20 protein-coding genes and 1 riboswitch are annotated in these 21,239 nt (G+C 39.9%); all 20 genes read left to right on the forward strand.

Going from position 1 to position 21,239, the window contains the following annotated elements:
• The first annotated feature begins 19 nt into the window (after window positions 1-19).
• The 20 genes from BLR54_RS00690 to cbiB all read left to right on the forward strand — a co-directional run bounded on the left by BLR54_RS00690 (window position 20) and on the right by cbiB (window position 21,238).
• Window positions 20-2,182: an EAL domain-containing protein gene (locus tag BLR54_RS00690; RefSeq protein WP_090416307.1), complete on the forward strand. Its 2,163-nt coding sequence runs from the start codon at window positions 20-22 to the stop codon at window positions 2,180-2,182.
• A 44-nt stretch (window positions 2,183-2,226) separates the two neighbouring features.
• A riboswitch (cobalamin riboswitch) is annotated at window positions 2,227-2,420 on the forward strand.
• 106 nt (window positions 2,421-2,526) lie between these two features.
• Window positions 2,527-3,756, forward strand: coding sequence for a sirohydrochlorin cobaltochelatase (locus BLR54_RS00695; protein WP_090416308.1), 1,230 nt, complete (start codon window positions 2,527-2,529; stop codon window positions 3,754-3,756).
• A complete protein-coding gene (locus BLR54_RS00700; RefSeq protein ID WP_090416309.1) occupies window positions 3,756-4,313 on the forward strand; it encodes a hypothetical protein in 558 nt (185 codons plus the stop codon). The genes BLR54_RS00695 and BLR54_RS00700 overlap by 1 nt, the downstream gene beginning before the upstream one ends.
• A 19-nt stretch (window positions 4,314-4,332) precedes the next feature.
• A complete protein-coding gene (locus BLR54_RS00705; RefSeq protein WP_242871172.1) occupies window positions 4,333-5,949 on the forward strand; it encodes a TroA family protein in 1,617 nt (538 codons plus the stop codon).
• A 39-nt stretch (window positions 5,950-5,988) separates the two neighbouring features.
• The gene (locus BLR54_RS00710) at window positions 5,989-6,963 is read left to right on the forward strand and encodes a FecCD family ABC transporter permease (RefSeq protein WP_090417247.1); all 975 of its coding nucleotides are present in this window, start codon (window positions 5,989-5,991) and stop codon (window positions 6,961-6,963) included.
• Entirely contained in the window at window positions 6,956-7,744 is a 789-nt protein-coding gene (locus tag BLR54_RS00715) for an ABC transporter ATP-binding protein (protein ID WP_090416310.1), read from the forward strand. The genes BLR54_RS00710 and BLR54_RS00715 overlap by 8 nt, the downstream gene beginning before the upstream one ends.
• 28 nt (window positions 7,745-7,772) lie before the next feature.
• Window positions 7,773-9,287 carry a cobyric acid synthase gene (locus tag BLR54_RS00720; RefSeq protein WP_090416311.1) on the forward strand — a complete coding sequence of 505 codons (1,515 nt, stop codon included), beginning with the start codon at window positions 7,773-7,775 and terminating at the stop codon, window positions 9,285-9,287.
• A 94-nt stretch (window positions 9,288-9,381) separates the two neighbouring features.
• Window positions 9,382-10,011, forward strand: a complete 630-nt coding sequence (locus BLR54_RS00725; protein WP_090416312.1) for a precorrin-8X methylmutase — start codon at window positions 9,382-9,384, stop codon at window positions 10,009-10,011.
• Window positions 10,008-11,120 carry a cobalt-precorrin-5B (C(1))-methyltransferase CbiD gene (cbiD, locus tag BLR54_RS00730; RefSeq protein WP_090417249.1) on the forward strand — a complete coding sequence of 371 codons (1,113 nt, stop codon included), beginning with the start codon at window positions 10,008-10,010 and terminating at the stop codon, window positions 11,118-11,120. The genes BLR54_RS00725 and cbiD overlap by 4 nt, the downstream gene beginning before the upstream one ends.
• Before the next feature lies 1 nt (window position 11,121).
• Entirely contained in the window at window positions 11,122-11,883 is a 762-nt protein-coding gene (gene cobM, locus BLR54_RS00735) for a precorrin-4 C(11)-methyltransferase (RefSeq protein WP_090416313.1), read from the forward strand.
• 34 nt (window positions 11,884-11,917) lie between these two features.
• The gene (locus BLR54_RS00740) at window positions 11,918-12,829 is read left to right on the forward strand and encodes a cobalt-precorrin 5A hydrolase (protein WP_090416314.1); all 912 of its coding nucleotides are present in this window, start codon (window positions 11,918-11,920) and stop codon (window positions 12,827-12,829) included.
• Window positions 12,830-12,837: 8 nt separating this feature from the next.
• On the forward strand, window positions 12,838-13,593 hold the full coding sequence (cobJ, locus tag BLR54_RS00745; protein WP_090416315.1) for a precorrin-3B C(17)-methyltransferase: 756 nt from the start codon (window positions 12,838-12,840) through the stop codon (window positions 13,591-13,593).
• A complete protein-coding gene (gene cobK, locus BLR54_RS00750) occupies window positions 13,590-15,632 on the forward strand; it encodes a precorrin-6A reductase (RefSeq protein WP_090416316.1) in 2,043 nt (680 codons plus the stop codon). The genes cobJ and cobK overlap by 4 nt, the downstream gene beginning before the upstream one ends.
• Window positions 15,629-16,960, forward strand: coding sequence for a cobyrinate a,c-diamide synthase (locus BLR54_RS00755; RefSeq protein ID WP_090416317.1), 1,332 nt, complete (start codon window positions 15,629-15,631; stop codon window positions 16,958-16,960). The genes cobK and BLR54_RS00755 overlap by 4 nt, the downstream gene beginning before the upstream one ends.
• Window positions 16,947-18,023: a nicotinate-nucleotide--dimethylbenzimidazole phosphoribosyltransferase gene (cobT, locus tag BLR54_RS00760; RefSeq protein WP_090416318.1), complete on the forward strand. Its 1,077-nt coding sequence runs from the start codon at window positions 16,947-16,949 to the stop codon at window positions 18,021-18,023. Before BLR54_RS00755 ends, cobT begins: the two co-directional genes overlap by 14 nt.
• Window positions 18,024-18,593 (forward strand): bifunctional adenosylcobinamide kinase/adenosylcobinamide-phosphate guanylyltransferase, encoded by a 570-nt coding sequence (locus tag BLR54_RS00765; RefSeq protein WP_090416319.1) that lies wholly within the window; start codon window positions 18,024-18,026, stop codon window positions 18,591-18,593.
• 9 nt (window positions 18,594-18,602) lie between these two features.
• Window positions 18,603-19,388 carry an adenosylcobinamide-GDP ribazoletransferase gene (locus tag BLR54_RS00770; RefSeq protein ID WP_090416320.1) on the forward strand — a complete coding sequence of 262 codons (786 nt, stop codon included), beginning with the start codon at window positions 18,603-18,605 and terminating at the stop codon, window positions 19,386-19,388.
• An 8-nt stretch (window positions 19,389-19,396) separates the two neighbouring features.
• Window positions 19,397-19,729 carry a bifunctional adenosylcobinamide kinase/adenosylcobinamide-phosphate guanylyltransferase gene (locus tag BLR54_RS00775; RefSeq protein ID WP_176761813.1) on the forward strand — a complete coding sequence of 111 codons (333 nt, stop codon included), beginning with the start codon at window positions 19,397-19,399 and terminating at the stop codon, window positions 19,727-19,729.
• On the forward strand, window positions 19,729-20,304 hold the full coding sequence (locus BLR54_RS00780; protein WP_090416322.1) for a histidine phosphatase family protein: 576 nt from the start codon (window positions 19,729-19,731) through the stop codon (window positions 20,302-20,304). The genes BLR54_RS00775 and BLR54_RS00780 overlap by 1 nt, the downstream gene beginning before the upstream one ends.
• Window positions 20,258-21,238, forward strand: coding sequence for an adenosylcobinamide-phosphate synthase CbiB (gene cbiB, locus BLR54_RS00785; protein ID WP_242871173.1), 981 nt, complete (start codon window positions 20,258-20,260; stop codon window positions 21,236-21,238). The genes BLR54_RS00780 and cbiB overlap by 47 nt, the downstream gene beginning before the upstream one ends.
• The last annotated feature ends 1 nt before the right edge of the window (window position 21,239 follow it).

Below are 21,239 nucleotides of genomic sequence, written 5' to 3' on the forward strand. Positions count from 1 at the left end.
TACTTGGGGGAATTTCTAAATGGGAAGGTATGAGTTTGACAAAGTAGAAAGATATACATTGGAGCGATTAAATCTCCCAATGGCCATATATCAGTATATTGACAAAAGAGTTGTTACACTCCTTGTTACTGATGGTATGTGCAAACTTATGGGGATGGAAAGAGCAGATGTAATCAAGCTTTTGGATGATGACATGTACAGAGACACTCATCCAGATGATAAGGCTCGTGTGGCAGATGCTGCCCTTAAGTTTGCTTCTGGTGGTGAGACCTTTGATTGTGTCTATAGAACAATGTCACATGTTCTTAATGACTATGTTATTTTGCATTCTCACGGAGCTCACTTCTTTACAGAAGATGGTACTATGCTTTCTTCAACTTTATATATGGTTGAGGGGCTGGGCCAGGACGAGGATAATCCGCTTACCGAAAAGCTGGCGTCTAACTTTAAAGATATTATGAAAAAAGAAAGCCTGATAAGGGATAACTTTTATGACACCCTTACAGGTTTACCGAACATGTCTTATTTTTTACAGTTAGCCGAGTCTGGCAAAATGACCATAATTGAGTCAGGACATATCCCAGGTATTTTGTTCTTTGATTTAACAGGAATGAAATTTTTCAATGATAAATATGGAATCAGAGAAGGAGATAACCTTTTGGTTTCTTTTTCAATGATTCTCAAAAAGTATTTTCCTAATGAAAATTGTGGACGAATGGGTTCTGACCATTTTGCAGTATACACCAAAATGGAAGGAATCGAAGAAATCCTGATAAATATCTTTACTGATATTAAATATGCTAATGAAGGTAGAACCTTACCTGTACATGTTGGTATTTACTCTATGGAGTTTGAAGATGTTCCAGCTAGTACAGCCTTTGATAGAGCAAAGGTTGCATCTGACAAGGAAAAAGGCGCTTATGTTTCAAAGTATTCGTATTATGATAATAACACCCATGCGGTAGCTTCAAATCATCAATACGTAATTAACAACTTTGAAAAGGCTATGGAAGAACGTTGGATTATGCCTTACTATCAGCAAATCATAAGAGCTGTCAATGGTTTGGTTTGCGATGAGGAAGCTCTTGCTCGTTGGAATGATCCTGTAAGAGGCTTAATTCCACCTGATCATTTTATTTACGTTTTAGAGGATGTTAAGCTTATTCATAAGCTAGATTTATATATTTTAGATAGAATTATTGAGCATGGAGAAGAAGTTTTAGAGAAGGGAATGCCATTAGTTCCTGTATCACTTAATCTATCCAAATATGATTTTGAGCTTTGCGACATTGTGGAAGAGATAGACAAACGAATCAAGGCTTCCAAGCTTGAACCGGATTTTCTTACCATTGAGGTTACAGAGAGTGTTTCTGGTTTGGATCCTGATTTTGTATCTACTCAGATTAATCGATTCCATAAGGCGGGCTTTAAGGTTTGGATGGATGATTTCGGAAGTGGTTATTCATCTCTTAATATGCTTCAGCAATTCGATTTTGATTTGATAAAGTTTGATATGAGATTTATGAGAGAGTTTAGTTCATCTCGTAAAAATCATATTATTCTAAGACAGCTTGTTCAGATGGCTAAAAAGCTTGGCATAGATACCTTGGTGGAAGGTGTTGAAACCATTGAGCAGGTTAAGTTCCTCAGAGAAATCGGAGTAGCAAAGCTTCAAGGTTATTATTTCGCAAAACCAATACCTATGGATGAGTGGTATGCAATTTACGGGGCAAATATTGGCAATAGCATTGAGAATGAAAATGAGACCGCTTATTATGATGCCATTTCTCGTATCAATGTAGTAGAGCCTGAAGTAAACGTTGACTACAACTGGAGATCAAATGATTTCTTTGGACAGTTGCCTACAGGTATATTGGAGTTTAGAGAAGATAGTATCTATATTATTAGATACAATAAGACTTTCGCAAAATTCCTTGTTAGAGCAGATTTTATTGATGAAACTGATCTAGGTGCTGTAATGATAAAACAAAAAAGACTACCTGAGGTTGATTTCATTAATGTAATTAACAAATGTGTGGACTCTGGCAAGTGGGAATTAGTGGAAGGCTTGCATGAACAGAGCATGAAGATAGACTTGTTTATAAAGTTTATTGGAAGAAATCCTATCACTTCTTTTGTAGCCTTTGAGGTGGTAATTATTGCCATATCTACAGAAGATTAGGTTTGACAGTGATATACAAATATGTTAACGTTTTCACTGAATTAAATATATTGTTGAGTATAGGTGCTCATGGGGTTCGTATATACGAATCGGGTATGAGTGAAAAGGGAATCTGGTGAGAATCCAGAGCGAAGCCGTCACTGTGTTAGGGAGTTTGCTTTTATATCACTGAGTTATTTGGGAAGAGGAAGCAAATGATGATCGAAGTCAGGAGACCTGCCTATTCTTGTATCTAAGATTTGCGGACTTTCGAATCTTGATTCTATTATTTGAGAATTAAGGGTCGCAGTATGCGGCCCTTTTGGTTTGTGTTCGCGAGTCTTAATATATTAAGGAGGACGAACATGAAGAAAAGATTAGTTAGTTTACTTGCAGTAACAATGTCAGCAGCTCTTTTGTTTGGAGCTTGCGGAAGTGCTTCAACAGAGTCTACAGATGAAACTGCAACAACTGAGACAGAAGCAACTGCAGATGAAAAGACTGATGCAGGTGAGGAGGATGCTGATAAATTGGCAGCGGAAGAATGTGCAGCATTAATTGATGCAATCTATGTTCAGGAGCGTACAGATAAAACAGATGAGCAGTGTGCTGCAGCAAAAGCAGCTTGGGATGCTCTTTCAGATACAGCAAAGGAGCTTGTTGAAGGCGAGAATGCTGATCCTGATTATTTCGGTAGAGATACAGGTGATGCCAGCAAGGATGATCCTTTAAATCAGGATGATATTGGCGAGAATGAAATCCTTGTTGTAAGCTTTGGTACATCCTTCAATGATAGCCGTGTTCAGGATATTGGTGGAATCGAGAAGGCTATAGCGGAGGCTAATCCTGATTGGTCTGTAAGACGTGCCTTTACAGCTCAGATTATTATTAATCACATTCAGGCTCGTGATAATGAGAAGATTGATAATGTTCAGCAGGCTCTTGATAGAGCAGTAGAAAATGGTGTTAAGAACCTTGTGGTTCAGCCAACACACCTTATGCACGGTGCTGAGTATGATGAGCTTGTTGCAGAGCTTGATAAATATACAGACAAGTTTGAATCAGTAAAGGTTGCTGAGCCACTTCTTGGAGAGGTTGGAAAAGACGCAACTGTTATCAATGCAGATAAGGAAAAGGTAGCAAAGGCTATTACAGCAGAGGCAGTTAAGGATGGTGGCTTTGATTCCTTAGAGGCAGCTGAAAAGGATGGCGTTGCATTTGTATTTATGGGACATGGTACAAGCCATACTGCAAAGGTTACTTATTCTCAGATGCAGACACAGATGGACAAGCTTGGCTACAAGAATGTATTCATCGGTACAGTTGAGGGTGAGCCAGAGGAGACAGCTTGCGAAAATATAATTGAAGCAGTTAAGGCTGCAGGTTACACAAAGGTTGTTCTTCGTCCACTTATGGTTGTTGCAGGTGATCATGCAAACAACGATATGGCTGATTTGCAGGATGACGAATCTTGGGCAGCACAGTTCAATGCATCAGGAGCATTCTCTGAAATTAGCTGTCAGATTAACGGCTTAGGTGGAATTGAAGATGTTCAGAAAATATATGTAGAACACACAAAGGAAGCGCTTAAATAATGAAGAAGAAATTATTCACACTTTTATTAACAACAATTATGACTATTTCTCTTGTAGCCTGTGGAACTTCACAGACTACAGAGAAGGAGTCCTCAGAAGCAACTGTAGAACAGACAACAGAAACAGAGCAGGAGCCTGATACAGAAGAAGAGGAAGCTACTGAGCCTACAGAAGTTTCAGATGCTGCTGCTCTTGAAGATGGAGTATACCAGGTGGATTTCACTACTGACAGTGGTATGTTCCACGTTAATGAGGCTATGAATGGTCACGGAGCCCTTACTGTAGAGGATGGAAAGATGACTGTTCATATTTCTCTTGTATCAAAGAAGATTTTAAATCTTTATGTTGGTCTAGCGGCTGATGCTGAAGGAGACGAAGCAAACTGGCTTCAGCCAACAGAAGATGAGATTACTTATGAAGATGGAACAACTGACACAGTATATGGTTTTGATGTTCCTGTAGAAAATCTTGATGAGGAATTTGACTTAGCACTTATCGGTGAGAAGGGCACTTGGTATGATCACAAGGTAAGCGTTTCAAATCCTGTTGCACAATAAGAACCGGAAGAGGTGTCTTTTGAAGAAAAAATTAGTATTTTTTGCTGCAGTGCTGGCTATTTGCTTAACAGCCTGCAGCTTTTTTAATAAAACTGAACAAGATAACAAGCTGCAGAGTGTAAGTGATAACTCTGTAGTTACATATAGCTGTCAGGTTTCACTTTCAGGTGGCAGTGGAAGAGCTTCCGTAAACTCTCCAGCTACCGTCGTGGAGACTGATGGCAAGAGGACTGTGGAATTGATTTGGTCAAGCTCCAACTATGACTATATGTTAGTGGAAGGGCAGCGTTTTGATAATGAAGCTTCTGAAGGTGATAATTCCAAGTTTACAATTCCTTTTGCAGAATATGACAAGGCCTTTAAGGTAATTGGTGATACCACAGCCATGAGCCAGCCTCATGAGATTGAGTATGAGCTGACGGTATCTTCGCCAAAAACTTCAGGGCTTCCCCTTGAGGGCGAAGGAGGTCCGGGGGACCTCCGATCTGAGCCGACCGTAGCGGAAGCGGAGAAGAAGCTGACTGATGAGGTGTCTTCTGCGGAAGCGGAGAAGAAGCTGTCAGAAGCCCTAAAAAAATCCGGTCTGTCCAAAACAGGTTCAATGACCCTTGAATATGCCACACAGTATACAGTCGACTATTTTGAGGATGGCTCAAAAAAACAGTATGCTCTTATTACCATCGGCTCTGGAGATTACACACAGCACTTTTTAAAATCCTTAAAAAATGCACCTGAGCCTAAAGGATTATCAAGTGACATAACCTTTTTGGGATCAGTGGACAAAACCTACCTTGTTTCCACTTCTGTAATGGATTTAATCTCATCTGTTGATGCTTTAGACAATATCAGCTTTACAGGCACAAAAGCCAGTGAATGGTATGTCTCTTCTGCAAAGAAGAGTATGAAAAAGGGCGACATTATCTACGCTGGAAAGTATTCAGCTCCTGATTATGAATTGCTTCTAACAGATGAGTGTAATTTGGCCATTGAAAACACAATGATTTATCATACTCCGGCGGTAAAAGAAAAACTTGAAAGTCTGGGCATTCCAGTAATGGTCGAGTTGTCCAGCTACGAAAGTCATCCTCTTGGAAGATTGGAATGGATTAAGCTTTACGGTCTTTTGTATGATAAAATGGAAGAAGCAGATAACGTATTTACGAAGCAGGTAAAGGGCGCCACAGCCTTTAGCAACACAGGCACACCAGAAAAGAGTGTGGCAGTGTTTTCGGTTACCTCTAAGGGAATTTTTGTAATTAGAAAGCCAGGAGATTATATTGCCACAATGATTAATATGGCAGGTGGTAAATATGTTCCTGAAAAGATAAAGGGCACTGATGAAAATGCTCTTTCTACCATGAAGATAACATCAGAAGATTTCTTCATATACGCAGGTGACGCGGATATTTTGATATACAATAGCACTGTTGAGGGTGAAGTGGAATCCACTATGGATCTTATCAAAAAGAACCAGATTCTTGCTGATTTTAAGGCTGTTAAAGACGGCCAGGTGTATTGTTTATCAAAGGAATACTTCCAGGCAAGTTCAAATGTGGCGGAGTTCATTGAAGATATGAATAAAGTGCTTAATGGACAGACGGATTCTTTGACTTATATCTTTAAGCTTAAGGAGTAATTTGTGAAAAAACGAAATTATACTCTTATTTTTATATTGATGATTCTCGTGCTAATGGGGCTAGCATTAGCTAGCCTTGCTATGGGAAGCGCAGATATTTCTCCAGGTGAAATAATATCTTCACTCACTAGTTCAGAAGACGATTACTATTCAAAAATCCTTATAACCATAAGAATGCCTAGGATTTTAGCAGCAATTATTCTGGGTGGAGCATTGGCCGTCTCAGGATTTCTTCTTCAGATTTTCTTTGGGAATCCAATTGCAGGACCTTACGTTCTTGGTATATCTTCTGGTGCCAAGCTTTTTGTGGCACTTTTAATGGTATTTCTATTAGGAAAAGGAATCTATATCAATTCTCTAGGAATGGTTTTTGCAGCTTTCTTAGGCTCCCTTCTTGCTATGGGAGCAGTTCTACTTATGTCTCAAAAAGTTCGAAATATGTCTTTGCTTATAGTATGTGGTGTTATGATTGGCTACATATGCTCAGCAATTACAGAGTTTGTGGTGACTTTTGCGGAGGATTCAAATATTGTAAATCTTCATAATTGGTCCTTAGGAAGCTTTTCAGGAATTAGTTCTGGACAGGTTATGTTTTCCTTTGTGTTGGTTACAATTACGGTCATTGTTTCCTTCTTTATGTCTAAGCCAATTGGAGCTTATCAATTGGGAGAAGCCTACGCCAGAAATATGGGAGTAAATGTTAAGGTTTTAAGAGGGATTTTAATTCTATTATCAAGTCTTTTGTCTGCCACGGTTACAGCTTTTGCAGGTCCAATATCCTTTGTGGGTATAGCGGTGCCACACATAATGAGAAGTCTTTTTAAGACAGCTAAGCCTATAGTTATGATACCAGCGTGTTTTATTGGTGGTGGGATTATTACATTGGCCTGTGATGATGTGGCTCGCACAGCTTTTGCTCCTACAGAGATGAGCATTAGTGCGGTTACTGCTTTGTTTTTAGCACCAGTGGTTATTTATCTTCTAATTAAGCGTAAGGAGATGCAGCGTGGATAAGAAAATTAAGTTGGAGGAATTATCAGTAGGTTACGATACACCGGTAGTGTCTAACCTAAGCTTTTCTGTTGAGCCAGGGGAGATTTATGCTCTAATTGGTCCAAACGGAGCTGGTAAATCCACAGTACTTAAGACTATTACAAGACAACTAAACCGAATTAATGGTAAAATATACATAAGCAATGAAGATGAGTCTCAGATGTCTGAAGAAAGCATAGCTAAAGTTATATCAATGGTTATGACTGAGAGAATTCATCCAGAACTTATGACCTGCTTCGACATTGTGGCCACAGGTCGATATCCTTACACAGGAGCGTTGGGGTTACTAAAGGAAGAAGATAAAGCCAAGGTTTTAGAGTCTATTCATCTGGTTGGGGCCGAGGCTGTTTTGGATAAGGATTTTTCCAAAATAAGTGATGGTCAAAGACAGCGAGTGATGCTTGCTCGTGCAATTTGCCAGGAGCCAGAAATAATGATTCTAGATGAGCCTACCTCCTTTTTGGATGTTCAATATAAGCTTGATTTGCTGGCTCTTATTAAACGCCTTTCTAAGGAACGAAATATTGCGGTTATTATGTCTATTCATGAGCTTGAGTTTGTTCCAGCTATAGCAGACAAGGTAGTGGCCGTAGATGGAAACAGACAGGTTTTTGTTGGTACCCCAGATGAAATTATCACTGGTGAAAACATGGAAAAGCTTTACCACATGAAACCTGGTACAGGTGAAATATTAGTTGAGGGGTTAATGGCTTATTCAAAGAATATTGAAAGTTTAATTTAGCTCTTTTTATAGGGCAAGAGGTGATATTTTGTCAAAAGTTATTATGGTACAGGGCACAATGTCCAACGTTGGAAAGAGTCTAATTGTAGGAGGCTTGTGTCGTATATTTTCCCAGGATGGCTATAAGGTTGCACCTTTTAAATCTCAGAATATGGCTCTTAATTCTTTTGTAACAGCAGATGGTTTGGAGCTTGGAAGGGCTCAAGCTATGCAGGCTGAATGTGCCAAGGTGGCACCGAGCGTGTACATGAACCCTATTCTTTTAAAGCCTACAAATGATGTGGGCTCCCAGGTGATTGTAAATGGTGAAGTAGTGGGCAATATGAGTGCAGTGGACTATTTTGCCTACAAGAAGAAACTAATCCCTGATATAATGACAGCCTTTAGAAAGCTGGAGGAATGGGCAGACATTATAGTGATTGAAGGGGCTGGATCCCCTGCAGAAATAAACCTTAAAGCCGATGATATTGTAAATATGGGTATGGCAAAGCTGGTGGATGCTCCAGTGTTATTGGTGGGAGACATCGATAGGGGTGGTGTTTTTGCACAGCTACTTGGTACCCTTGAACTTTTAGAGACTGATGAAAGAGACCGAGTAAAGGGTCTTATTATAAACAAATTTAGAGGGGATAAATCTCTTTTAGATTCAGGAATTGACATGATTGAGGATATGGGTAAGGTGCCTGTTGTAGGTACAGTTCCATATACTCAGCTACAGATTGATGATGAGGATAGTCTTAGTGAAAGATTATCTAATAGTCATGGGAATATTAGTGAAGTTGGCCCTGATTTAATTCAGATTATGGTTATCAGACTTCCTCACATCTCAAATTTTACAGATGTGGCACCATTTGAAAGTATTCCTGGTGTGAAGGTTACCTTCACCACTAATCCTAGGGATTTAGAAAAGGCAGACCTTGTGATTATCCCTGGTAGTAAAAATACCCTTGGAGATATGAGATGGCTTAGAGAATCTGGAATGGAGGCAGCCCTTCGGAAGATATCAGTGGTAAAACCTGTTGTAGGTATTTGTGGCGGTTTCCAGATGATGGGAAGTTCTATATCAGATCCTTTTGGAGTGGAAGAAGGCGGAACCATCAGAGGTCTTGAATTATTGCCTCTTGAGACACAGCTGAATGGACAGAAATATCGTAGTCAGACAGAGGATTGCTTCGATGATTTGACTGGACCATATGAAAACCTATCAGGTCTTAACTTTGTAGGCTATGAGATTCATAACGGAAATACGATAATTTCTGGAGATAACTGTCCTTCTGTTGTGGAACAGGATGATGAAGGAAATATTATTTTGGTTCAGGAAGGTAATATCCTAGGCACCTATGTCCACGGTATATTTGATAATGAAGATATTGCCTACAGAATAGTGGAAGGTTTGGCTATGGCAAAGGGAGTTGCTTTCGCTGACAGTGAACCTTTTGATTATCAGGAATTCAAAGAAAAAGAATATGACAAGCTGGCAGCTGTGCTGCGAGAAAATCTTGATATGGAATATATTTATGGATTATTAAAGGCTTCTCCTTGAGGAGAAGCTGTAATGTAAGCATAGCTTACTAGGGCACAAAAGTTGATTACTAAAGTAATCATCCTTTTGACCCATGTGATGAGGTGTAATTATTATGGATGCTATTGAGTACGTCTTACCAACAGAAATTGAAAAAAGAAGCTTCGAAATCATTGGTCAGGAGCTGAGTGAAATGGGAATAGTCCTTGATCCTATTCAGGAACCTATTACCAAAAGAGTCATTCATACCAGCGCAGATTTTGATTATGCCTCTACCATGAGATATTCAAAGGACGCAATAGAAATTGCCCATAACCTTATTAGAAATGGAGCAGACATTGTTACAGACACCAACATGGCAAAGGCTGGCATCAACAAGAAAAAGCTAGAAAGCTTCGGCGGTCAGGTTCACTGCTTTATGGCCGATGAGGATGTGGCAGCAGAGGCCAAGGCTCGCCAGGTTACCAGAGCTACTGTATCCATGGAACGAGCTGCCAAGCTGAACAAGCCAGTGATTTTTGCAATTGGAAATGCCCCAACGGCTCTTATATCTCTTTACGAGCTGATGGAAGCAGGCACCTTTACGCCAGAGTTTGTAATTGGAGTTCCAGTTGGCTTTGTAAATGTAGTTCCTGCAAAGGAGCTGTTCTTAAATTCGAAGATACCTTACATAATAAATGAAGGACGCAAGGGCGGCAGCAATATTGCAGCCGCAATATGCAATGCACTTATATACAGCCTATGAAAAAAGGATTTACTACGGGGAGCTGCAGTGCTGCGGCTGCAAAGGCAGCCGCCTATATGCTGCTTTCTGGAAAAGAGAAAAATCAAATAGAGATAGAGACTCCGGCAGGCGTGATGTTTAAGGCTGAGCTGGTGGATATCGTAAGAGATGAAGGCAGCGTTAGCTGTGCAGTGATAAAGGATGGTGGAGATGATCCGGATGTTACCACAGGGGCACATGTTAAGGCTACAGTGACTGTAAGGGCTGAGGGAGAGGAAGATGCCTTCTTGGAGCCGGTGATTGAAATCGATGGTGGAAAGGGTGTTGGAAGAGTGACTCTGCCAGGTCTTGATCAGCCGGTGGGAAATGCAGCTATAAACAGTGTTCCACGGTCTATGATTGAAAAAGAGGTGCTGGAGGTTTGCCATCTGTTGGATTTTAAAGGAAAGCTTCTAGTGGAGATTTCTGTGCCTGAGGGTGAGAAGATTGCTGAGCATACATTCAACCCTAGACTTGGAATTACTGGTGGCATTTCAATCCTTGGTACAACTGGAATTGTTGAGCCTATGAGTAACAAGGCTCTTGTTGATACAATCCGAGTGGAGCTAAATCAAAAAAAGTCATTAGGAAATAATATTGCTTTTGTCTCTCCGGGAAACTATGGCCTAAAGTTTATGAAGGAACAGTTTGATTATGATTTGGATAAAAGTGTAAAGTGTTCAAACTTTATTGGTGAGACTGTGGATATGGCTTGTGAACTTGGATTTGAAACCATGGTTTTAACAGGGCACATAGGAAAGCTGGTTAAGGTAGCTGGAGGAATTATGAACACCCACTCCCACGAGGCAGATGCCAGAATGGAAATCCTTTCAAGCTGCGCTTTGAGAGCAGGAGCAGATGCTGATATAGCCAGAGCAGTTTTAGAGTGCCTTAACACAGAGGAAGCCTTAAGGATGATTAAAGAAAAAGGCTTGCTTGAGGAGACTATGAAGATAGTTTTGGAAAAGATTATCTTTTATTTGAACTTTAGAGCACAGGGAAGAATAAAGTTTGAGTGTGTTCTTTATAGCAATGAATTCGGAATATTGGCTGAGACTGAGGGGGCCGGAGAAGCCTTCAAAAGGAGTTAGAATGGTTTATTTTGTTGGGGCAGGCTGCGGTGCTGCCGATTTGATAACAGTTAGAGGAATGAAATTAATTGGGCTTGCGGATGTGATGATTTATGCAGGTTCCCTGGTAAATCCAGAGCTTCTAAATTACGCAAAGGAAGGTTGCCAGATTTACAACAGTGCCACCATGACCCTAGATGAAGTTTTGGAGGTTATGATCGCTGCAGATAAAGAAGGAAAGACGGTTGTTAGACTTCACACAGGAGAGCCTAGTATTTATGGAGCTGTTCAGGAGCAGATGCAGCGACTAGAGGAACAGGGAATTGCCTATGAAAGCTGCCCTGGGGTTAGCGCTTGCTTTGGAGCGGCGGCTAGTCTAAACCTAGAATACACCTTGCCAGATGTAAGTCAGTCTCTGATTATTACTCGAATGGAGGGAAGGACAGCAGTTCCACCAAAGGAGTCTATTGAAAGCTTTGCCAGTCACGGGGCATCAATGGCTATTTATTTAAGTGCTGGAATGTTGGAGGAGCTTCAGGAGAGACTATTAAAGGGTGGATATTCTAAAAATACACCAGCAGCCATTGTGTACAAGGCAACCTGGCCTGAGGAAGAAAAGTATATTTGTACGGTGGGTACCTTGGCAAATACAGCAAAGGCTAAAAATATTACAAATCTTGCTGTTATTCTTGTGGGAGATGTGATAGCAAAGTCTAATTATTCTTTAAGTAAGTTGTATGATCCAGAGTTTGAGACGGGATTTAGAAAGGCAACGCCTCAATAGATAATAACACCTCAAGGGGAAGCCTAGGATAAACATGATTTTAATTAGAGCGGTATATTTTACTGATAATGGAAACAGAATAGCGGATAGGCTGAAAGAATATTTCTATGTGGAGGGGAAGCCTGAGGATATTTCCTTGGCTGACTGGACTAAGGATACCTTCGAAATGCATTTACCTTTGATTTTTATTGGCTCCACAGGTATAGCAGTCCGGACAATTGCGCCTTTTGTTACAAGTAAGCTAAAGGATAGTCCAGTAATTGTTATTGATGAATTGGGAAAGAATGTTATTCCTATTTTATCGGGCCATTATGGTGGCGCAAACGAACTTGCTAGACTTATAGCTAAAAACCTTGGAGCAAATCCAGTTATTACCACGGCCACAGATCTTAATAACGTATTTGCGGTAGATGTTTTTGCAAAGAAAAATGGCCTGACAATTACTGACAAAAGCTTGATTAAGCAGGTATCTGCCAAAGCTCTTAAGGGAGAAAATCTTGATATCAAGCAAACCGATGATGATATTATTATCGAAGGCCTTAGACTTATTCCAAAAAGATTAATTCTAGGAATTGGTTGTAAAAAAGGAAAAGACTTTCAAGAACTAAAAGACTTGGTAAATACGGTTTACTCTGATGAGGAACTTAATGAAAACTTATACGCGATTGCATCTATCGATGTTAAGGCAGAGGAGCTTGGACTTATAAAACTGGCAGAGTTTTATGGAGTGCCCTTTGTTACTTTTTCAGCTGAAGAGTTACAACTGGTTGAAGGAGAATTTGAGGAATCCTCTTTTGTTAAGGACAAGGTTGGCGTTGGAAATGTATGTGAGAGGTCAGCTCTTCTTTTAGCAGGAGATGAGGGCCTGTTAGTTAAGAATAAAGTCGCTAAGGATGGCATTACCTTGGCGGCAGCAAAGCGAACCAAGATTTATTATGTTTGGTAGGAGATAATATGGCAGGACATATTTATATAGTTGGCATGGGACCTGGTGATAGAACCATGATGACCAATGAGGCCTATGAGGCCATGGATAAGGCTGACATTATTGTTGGGTATACAGTTTATATAGATTTAGTGAAGGTGCATTTCCCAGACAAGGAGTTTTTCACCACTCCTATGAGGCAGGAAATTGAAAGATGCAGAGCTTGTTACGATTTTGCAATTCAAGGTAAAGAAGTTGCCTTTATTTGCAGTGGTGATGCCGGAGTTTATGGAATGGCGGCTCCTATGTTTGAGTTGTTACCAGAATACGTAAATACGAATCCTGATATTTCTGAGGACAGCATTACTGTAATCCCAGGAGTAACTGCAGCAATTTCTGGAGCGGCAGTTTTGGGAGCACCTATTAATCATGATTTTTGTCTTATAAGTCTTAGTGATTTGCTCACCCCTTGGCCGGCTATTGAAAATCGTTTAGCCTGTGCTATTAAAGGTGATTTTGCCATTGCTTTATACAATCCTAGCAGCCATAAACGTCACGATTATTTACAGAAGGCCTGTGACATTATGATGGCGGCTGGGGCAAAGGAGGATAGAGCCTGCGGTTACGTGGAAAACATTGGTCGAGAGGGAGAAACCGCAACGGTATGCACCTTAAAGGAATTGCGTGATACAAAGGTGAATATGTTCACTACAGTATTCATTGGAAACTCAAATGCGAAAATTATAAACAACAGATTAGTTACACCTAGAGGATATGCACTATGAAAAAAGTAATTATTTTTGGTGGAACAACTGAAGGAAGACGTTTAGCAGAGCTTTTAGTTAAGGCTAAGATTTCCTGCATTTATTGCGTTGCCACCGAGTATGGTAAGCAACCGGTGATGGAGTCAGATTATCTGCGAATACATGAGGGAAGAATGGATGCTTCTGCTATGACAGAGCTCTATCAGCAGCAGGAGCCAGATGCAATTGTAGATGCAACCCACCCTTTTGCAGAAATAGTAAAAGAAGAAATTGCTAACAGCATCTTTGCTTATGATAAAGAGGTTTCCTTTTTCAGACTTGCACGTGACGAGGAGGAAGGCTTGGATCTTAGCAATTGCTATTTCTTTAATGATATAGAGGAATGCATTAGGGCATTGAAAAATACCAGCGGAAGGGTTTTTCTTACAACTGGTAGTAAAGAGCTAAAGGCCTTTTGTGAGGATGAAGCACTTAGGGAGCGTGTTGTAGCAAGGGTTATCCCAAGCGAAGAAAGCCTTAAGATTTGCTACGACAATGGTCTTAAGGGAAATCAGATTATTGCCATGCAAGGACCATTTACTGCTGGCATGAACTTGGCATTTCTTAAGGAATGTGAAGCTCAGGTTCTTGTTATGAAGGAAGGCGGCAAATCCAGCGGAGAGAGGGAGCGGATTGTGGCTGCCAATAAACTGGGGGTAAAAGTTTTTATCCTAAAACGTCCAGAGGAAAAAATGCAAGCTATGAATTTCTCTCAGGTTAAGGCTGCATTGTTTGATCTATTTGGTGTTAAAGAGGACACAAACGATATTACTCCAGATAAAAAGCTGGCAGTTACCTTAGCAGGATTTGGTATGGGCTTTGGAAGTATCACCAGCGAGGTTCAAACCGCCATAAATCAGGCTGATTATATTTTCGGCGCCTCAAGAATGCTTGTGGGTATAGATAGAAATTGTAAAAAATACCCTTATTATTTAGCAAAGGATATAGTTCCTGTTCTTGAACAGCTGGCTGACGAGATTAAGTTTGGCCAAAAGAAGGTAGTTGTTTTATTTTCAGGAGATACTGGCTTTTATAGCGGAACAAAACGTCTTTTGGCAGAAATTGAAAAGCTTAGTTTTTGCTCTGTAAAGGTTTTACCTGGCATATCATCAATCAGCGCACTTGCTGCAAAAGTAAATGAAAGCTGGCAGGATGGAAAAATAATAAGCACCCATGGTGTGGAGGAAAGCAAGTGGAAGCCAGAATTAATAGAGGCTGTTAGTTTTAATGAAAAGGTGTTTGTTCTTACTTCAGGTGTTGCAGATGTGAGAACAATTGGCGAAATGCTTATGGAGCTTTCTCAGAAGAATCAGTATAAGCTTCAAATATACGCAGCCGTAAACCTTTATTCAAATGAAAAGATAATTACTATGGGACCGGAAAAATGCTCATCCTTTAATGAGGAGGGCCTGTGCACCCTATTTATAAAAAACGTAAATGCGAATTCAAAACCATGTGCACCTGGCTTATCAGATGATATGTTTATACGTGAGCAGGTTCCTATGTCGAAGGAAGAAATCCGTGAGCTATCTATTTGTAAGCTCAGGCCAAAAAAGAATTCTGTGATTTACGATATAGGTAGTGGAACAGGTTCTGTAACAGTGGAGCTGGGACTTCTTGATGCAAGCATATCTGTATATGCTATAGAGCTGAAGTCAGAGGCTTGTTCATTGATTCGCAAAAACCTAGCAAAATTCAACCTAAACAATGTTAAGGTAATTGAAGGTACAGCACCTGATGCTTTAGAAGGCCTACCTGTTCCGACACATGTTTTTATTGGCGGAAGCGCAGGGCGTTTAGAAGAAATAATCGGTGCCTTAAAAGCATTAGATAATGATATAAGAGTTGTAATTAATTCTGTTACAATAGAAACAAGTACAGAAATATTTAATGTTCTAAAAAAGCATCAAATAAAGGATGCAGATATAGTTCAAGTGGGAGTGGCAAAGGCAAAGAAAGCTGGAGATTATAGCGTAATGCAGGGACAGAATCCAGTTTATATTGTCTCATTTAAGTTATGAAAAGAATAATGATAGCCGCGCCAAAAAGCGGCACTGGAAAAACTACAATTACATGTGGCTTGTTAGCAGCCTTAAAAGCTAGTGGGATGAATCCATGCAGCTTTAAGTGTGGACCAGATTATATTGATCCTATGTTTCATAGAACTGTCTTAGGGATTCCTTCTGGTAATCTTGATACTTTTTTTACAGATGATACAACTACAAGGTCTCTTTTTGCTAAGGAATATTCTGGAAATATTGCGGTGATTGAAGGAGTAATGGGCCTTTATGATGGAATAGGTGGCACAGAAGAAACAGGCTCTAGCTATGACTTAGCCAGGGCTTTGTCATGCCCAATTATTCTGGTTATAGACGGAAAAGGAGCTGGTCGTTCAATTCTTAGTGAGATTAGAGGCTTTCTTGATTATGACAAGTATCATCTAATCCAGGGGGTTATTCTGAATCGAACAAGTGCAGCCTTTGGAAAAAAACTAGGAGCTTTAATTGAAAAGGAGCTTAGGGTTAAATATCTTGGGGCAGTTCCTCAGTCTGTAGATGCTGATTTTAGTAGTCGACATCTTGGTTTAATTCTTCCTTATGAGATACATTCTATAAACGAAAGAATCGTTAGAATTGCTGAAAGCATTCTTCAAAATGTTGATATTTTCTCAATTAAAAAAATTGCCGAATCTGCCTTTAAATTAGATATAATAGAAGATAAGAATAAGGCGTATCCAGAGGTTAGTACAAGGCTTGCTGTGGCAAGGGATGAAGCTTTTTGTTTCTATTACAGAGAAAACTTAGAAATGCTTATGGAGGCCGGTGTAGAACTGGTAGAGTTTTCTCCAATAAAAGATGCTCATCTACCAACGGGCATACAAGGAATTTTGTTGGGAGGAGGCTATCCTGAAAACTTTTTAAAGGAGCTTTCTTTAAACAATTCTATTAAGTTAGAAATAAAGAAAGCCTTTCAATCAGGCATGCCAATCCTTGCGGAATGTGGTGGCTTCATGTACCTTATGGATTCCATCACTGATAACGAGAATCGTAAATACGATATGGTTGGAGCAATCTCGGGTGCAGCTCGTTTTGTAGGAAAGCTTGTAAGATTTGGATATGTAACCTTACATGATGGTGAAATGCAAATTAAAGGACATGAGTTCCATTATTATGACACAGACAATAATGGCTCAGATCTTATTGCTGTAAAACCTACTGGAAGTAAAAGCTGGGAATGCATTCATAAAATAGGACAATCCTATATGGGCTTTCCACATCTTTACTATCCATCCAATCCGGGCTTTGTTAATTCATTTGTGGAGGTTATGAAAGAATATGGGGGACAATAGATTTTTATTTGATGATGTACTTGAAAATAAGCTTACTATAGAGCCTGTATCAAAAGAGGCTATTGAGGCTGTGAAGGCGAAATGGGATAAGGTGGCCAAGCCTATAGGAAGCTTTGGCACTTTGGAGGATTTGCATTCAAAGATTGCTGCCATTCAGGGGTTTGAAGCACCGGACTTATCACACATGCGTCTTATTGTATGTTGTGGTGATCATGGTATTGTTGAAGAAGGTGTTAGTCAAACAGATCAGGATGTTACCCGTATTTGTGCAACCAACATCGGAAAAGGTGTTACCACAGCAGGTATCATGGCTAAAAGCGCAGGTATAGATATCCTTTCAGTTGATGTTGGAATTAATTATGCTAAGGAGGTTCCTTACACTTTAAATCGCAGAGTAAAGTATGGAACCTGTAATTTCCTGAAGCATCCTGCAATGTCAGTAGAAGAATTTTCAAGGGCTGTTCAAGTGGGAATGGATCTTGTAAAGGATAGTAAAGATGATGGCTTTAACTGTCTGCTGGTGGGAGAGATGGGTATAGGAAATACCACCAGTGCTGCTGTAATGGCAGGATACCTTCTGGATTTAAATGCCGAGACTGTCACAGGTCGAGGGGCAGGTCTTGATGATGAGGGCTTCAGCAGAAAGCGTGCAGTTGTATCTATGGCACTTTCAAAATACAGCGGGCTTTCTCCTGTAGAAATATGCAGCAATTTTGGAGGTTTAGAGCTGGCGGCAATGACAGGTATCGTTATAGGCGCAGGTCTTTACAAGCTGCCTGTTATTCTTGATGGAATGCTTAGTATGGTTTCGGCTTTGGTGGCAGATAGACTGATTGATAATGCTAAGGATTATCTTATTCCTTCTCACATCAGTAAGGAGCCAGTATCTGAAAAGCTGGCTAAGAAGCTTTCGATTCAGCCAGTTATTGATGGAAAGATGGCAGTAGGAGAGGGAGCTGGGGCTGCGATGATGGCACATTTGCTTCAGACGGCAGATGATGTTTTTCACAATGCTCTGAAGTTCCAAGACTCAGAAGTAGAACAGTACGAAAGATTTAATTAGATGATTACTATAATTTATGGTGGAACCAGTAGCGGCAAATCAGCCTATGCAGAAGGGCTGGTCTGCAACTCGAAATACAACTACCGATATTATTTAGCTACAATGTCCTCTCAGGATGAGGAATCCAAGGCAAGAATAAAGCGTCACAGAAAGCTTAGGTCTGGGAAGCGCTTTATTACCCTGGAGCATCCTGTTGATGTGAAAAATGCCATAGGTGATATTGAAAGGATAGAGTCCGGGGATTTTTCTACAGAGGATCCATATCATAAAAGCAATATTGTGCTTTTGGAATGTATGTCAAATCTTCTGGCAAACGAAATGTTTAAAGGAGGAGTTACTCAGGAATTAGATTTCTGCGTTAACAAAATCCTTTCTGATATACAGGAGTTGGAGGCTAAGGTTTCAGAGCTTGTAATTGTTACCAACAATATTTTTGATGATGGCATAGCCTATGAAGCTGAAACAAAAGACTATATTAGAGCCCTGGGGGCCATTAATTCTCAATTGGCGTTAAGGGCTAACAAGGTAGTTGAGGTGACTGTTGGTATACCAATAGTTATCAAAGGATAAGGAGAGATAATGACTGTACTTAAATCAATAGTGGTTGCTTTTTCAATGTATTCTAGAATTCCAATGCCACGGTTCAACTGGGACAGTAAGGATATGAAATATCATTTGATATTTTTCCCTTGGGTGGGAGCAGTAATAGGTGCACTGGAGTATGGCTGGTATTATTTGGTCGTTAATCTACCTTTTAATCTTCCTTATGATGTGTCCATTGATCGTATGCCTTTTGTTTTAGTAGCCATGGCTATTCCTATTATTGTGACTGGTGGCTTTCATATAGACGGATTTATGGACACCAGTGATGCCCTTGCATCCTTGGGAGATAAGGAAAAGCGATTAGAAATCCTTAAAGATTCTCATGTGGGAGCCTTTGCAATAATTCGATTAGTCACACATGGATTAATACTTGCCGCAGCTCTTTATATCATGGATCTTGCAGGAATTATAGCCTGGTGTTTTTCATTTTTTGCTACTAGAGCCATTAGCGGCATTTGTGTTGTGAATTATAAAAAAGCAAAGAACGATGGGATACTTTTTGTATCCTCTAAGACAGCAAGCGAAAAGCTTGTAATGTTCTTTCTGATGCTTCAGTTTATTGCTTGTGCAGTATATGCTGGAGGCGTCTACGATTGGTATTGGACCATATCTATGGTTGGTCTTGCTATAGCCGTGATTCAGTATATCTATACTGCATACTCCAAATTCGGAGGAATCACCGGAGATTTAGCTGGCTGGTTTGTATGCAAAGCAGAGGTCTACATGGCAGTTTGCATAGCAATTCTTTCAATATTTATTTGAGGTGTAACATGATTCTTATTGTTGGCGGAAGCTACCAAGGAAAAACAGAATATGCCAGACAAAATTTCCCTAATGCAAAATACTTCAATAATCTTCATACCTTTATTAAGAAGAGACTTGAGGATTTAAAAAGTCAGGATGAAATTTTGGCAGAGATTAAGGATGTGATTTCTGAAGGCCAGTGGATTATCATTTCTGATGAAATAGGAAATGGTGTGGTTCCTTATGATGCTTTTGACCGACAGTGGCGAGAGGTTACAGGTCGTATTTTAATTAGCTTAGCCAGAGAAGCTACAGAGGTTCACAAGGTGGTTTGCGGCATTGGGCAGAGGATAAAATAATGGAACGAAGGATTACTCTTATTCGTCATGGCTGTTGTCCGGGAAATGATAGAAAATGCTACATAGGAATTACAGATGAGCCCCTTAGCGAAAAAGGTGAAAAGTCCATACTTCTTAGAGCATACCCTGAGGCGGATATAGTTTTTTCCAGTCCCTTGCAAAGATGTGTTTTCACGGCGAAGCTGATTTATCCGAATCTTACCCCGGTAATCATAGATGATTTGAGAGAGACTGACTTTGGTCTATTCGAGGGGAAAAACTATCAGGATCTTGAAGGCAATCCAGACTATCAGCGATTTATTGATTGTGGTGGAACCATTCCTTTCCCACAGGGGGAAAGCAGAGATGAGGCTACAGTCAGAGCTATAAAGGGCTTTGAAGAGCTTCTTACCAAAATAGGAGAAGCGAAAAATATATCAGTAATTGTTCATGGCGGAACAATAATGGCTATTTTAAGCCATTACTTTGGGGGAGACTATTATTCTTATCATGTAGAAAACAGCGAGGGATATACTTTTGATTTATCACATGACGGCATTTTTGGCAGGTTACATTCTAGATCTTTTCTTAGGTGATCCAATTGGTTGGCCTCATCCCATCAGATTTATTGGGGTTTTAATAGGAAGATTCACAGAAGATTTTCTCAAGTTGGCCGAAAGAAATCTCAGTGTGGAGACCTTGTCTAAAAGAAAAAGAAGATACGGGTTAATTATGGTAATCCTTGTGATATTAATACCAACTTTGATTTGTTTTCTTATTCTTAAGTTAACCTACACATTAAATCCATTTTTAGGACTTATAATTGAATCAGTAATTACTTATCAGTGTCTTGCAGCCAAAAGCTTGTATGTTGAAAGTATGAAGGTGGCAAAGGCCCTTTCTTCGGAAGGCCTGTTAGCAGGACGCAAAGCTGTATCTATGATAGTAGGAAGAGATACTAATAGCCTGGATGAAAATGGAGTTATTAAGGCAGCTGTGGAGACTGTGGCCGAAAACACCTCAGACGGGGTAATTGCTCCTCTTATATATCTTGCAATAGGTGGGCCGGTTCTTGGTATTACTTACAAAGCAATTAATACTATGGACTCCATGGTAGGCTACAAAAATGATAAATATATGGATTTTGGAAGGGCAGCAGCCAAGCTTGATGATGTTGTCAATTTCATTCCAGCAAGACTTAGCGCTATTTTTATGATAGTCAGCTGTATTTTCCTTGGAAGGGATTATAGCTTTATAAATGCAGTAAGGATTTTTAAAAGAGATAGGTTTAATCATTCTAGTCCAAATTCAGCCCAAACAGAAAGCGTTTGTGCCGGAGCCTTAGGTCTTAGATTGGCTGGACCAGCCAGCTATTTCGGAAAGGTTGTAAATAAGAAATATATTGGAGATTCTATCAGGGGAATATCTATTGATGATATAAAAAAAGCAAACATAATGATGTTTGCAACAGAAGCTATATGTGTGGTTTTATCTGTCACTATTATGGCGATTATTTTATTTGTGAGGTAGT

This window comes from Pseudobutyrivibrio sp. YE44 (assembly GCF_900104335.1).
Classification (GTDB): domain Bacteria; phylum Bacillota; class Clostridia; order Lachnospirales; family Lachnospiraceae; genus Pseudobutyrivibrio.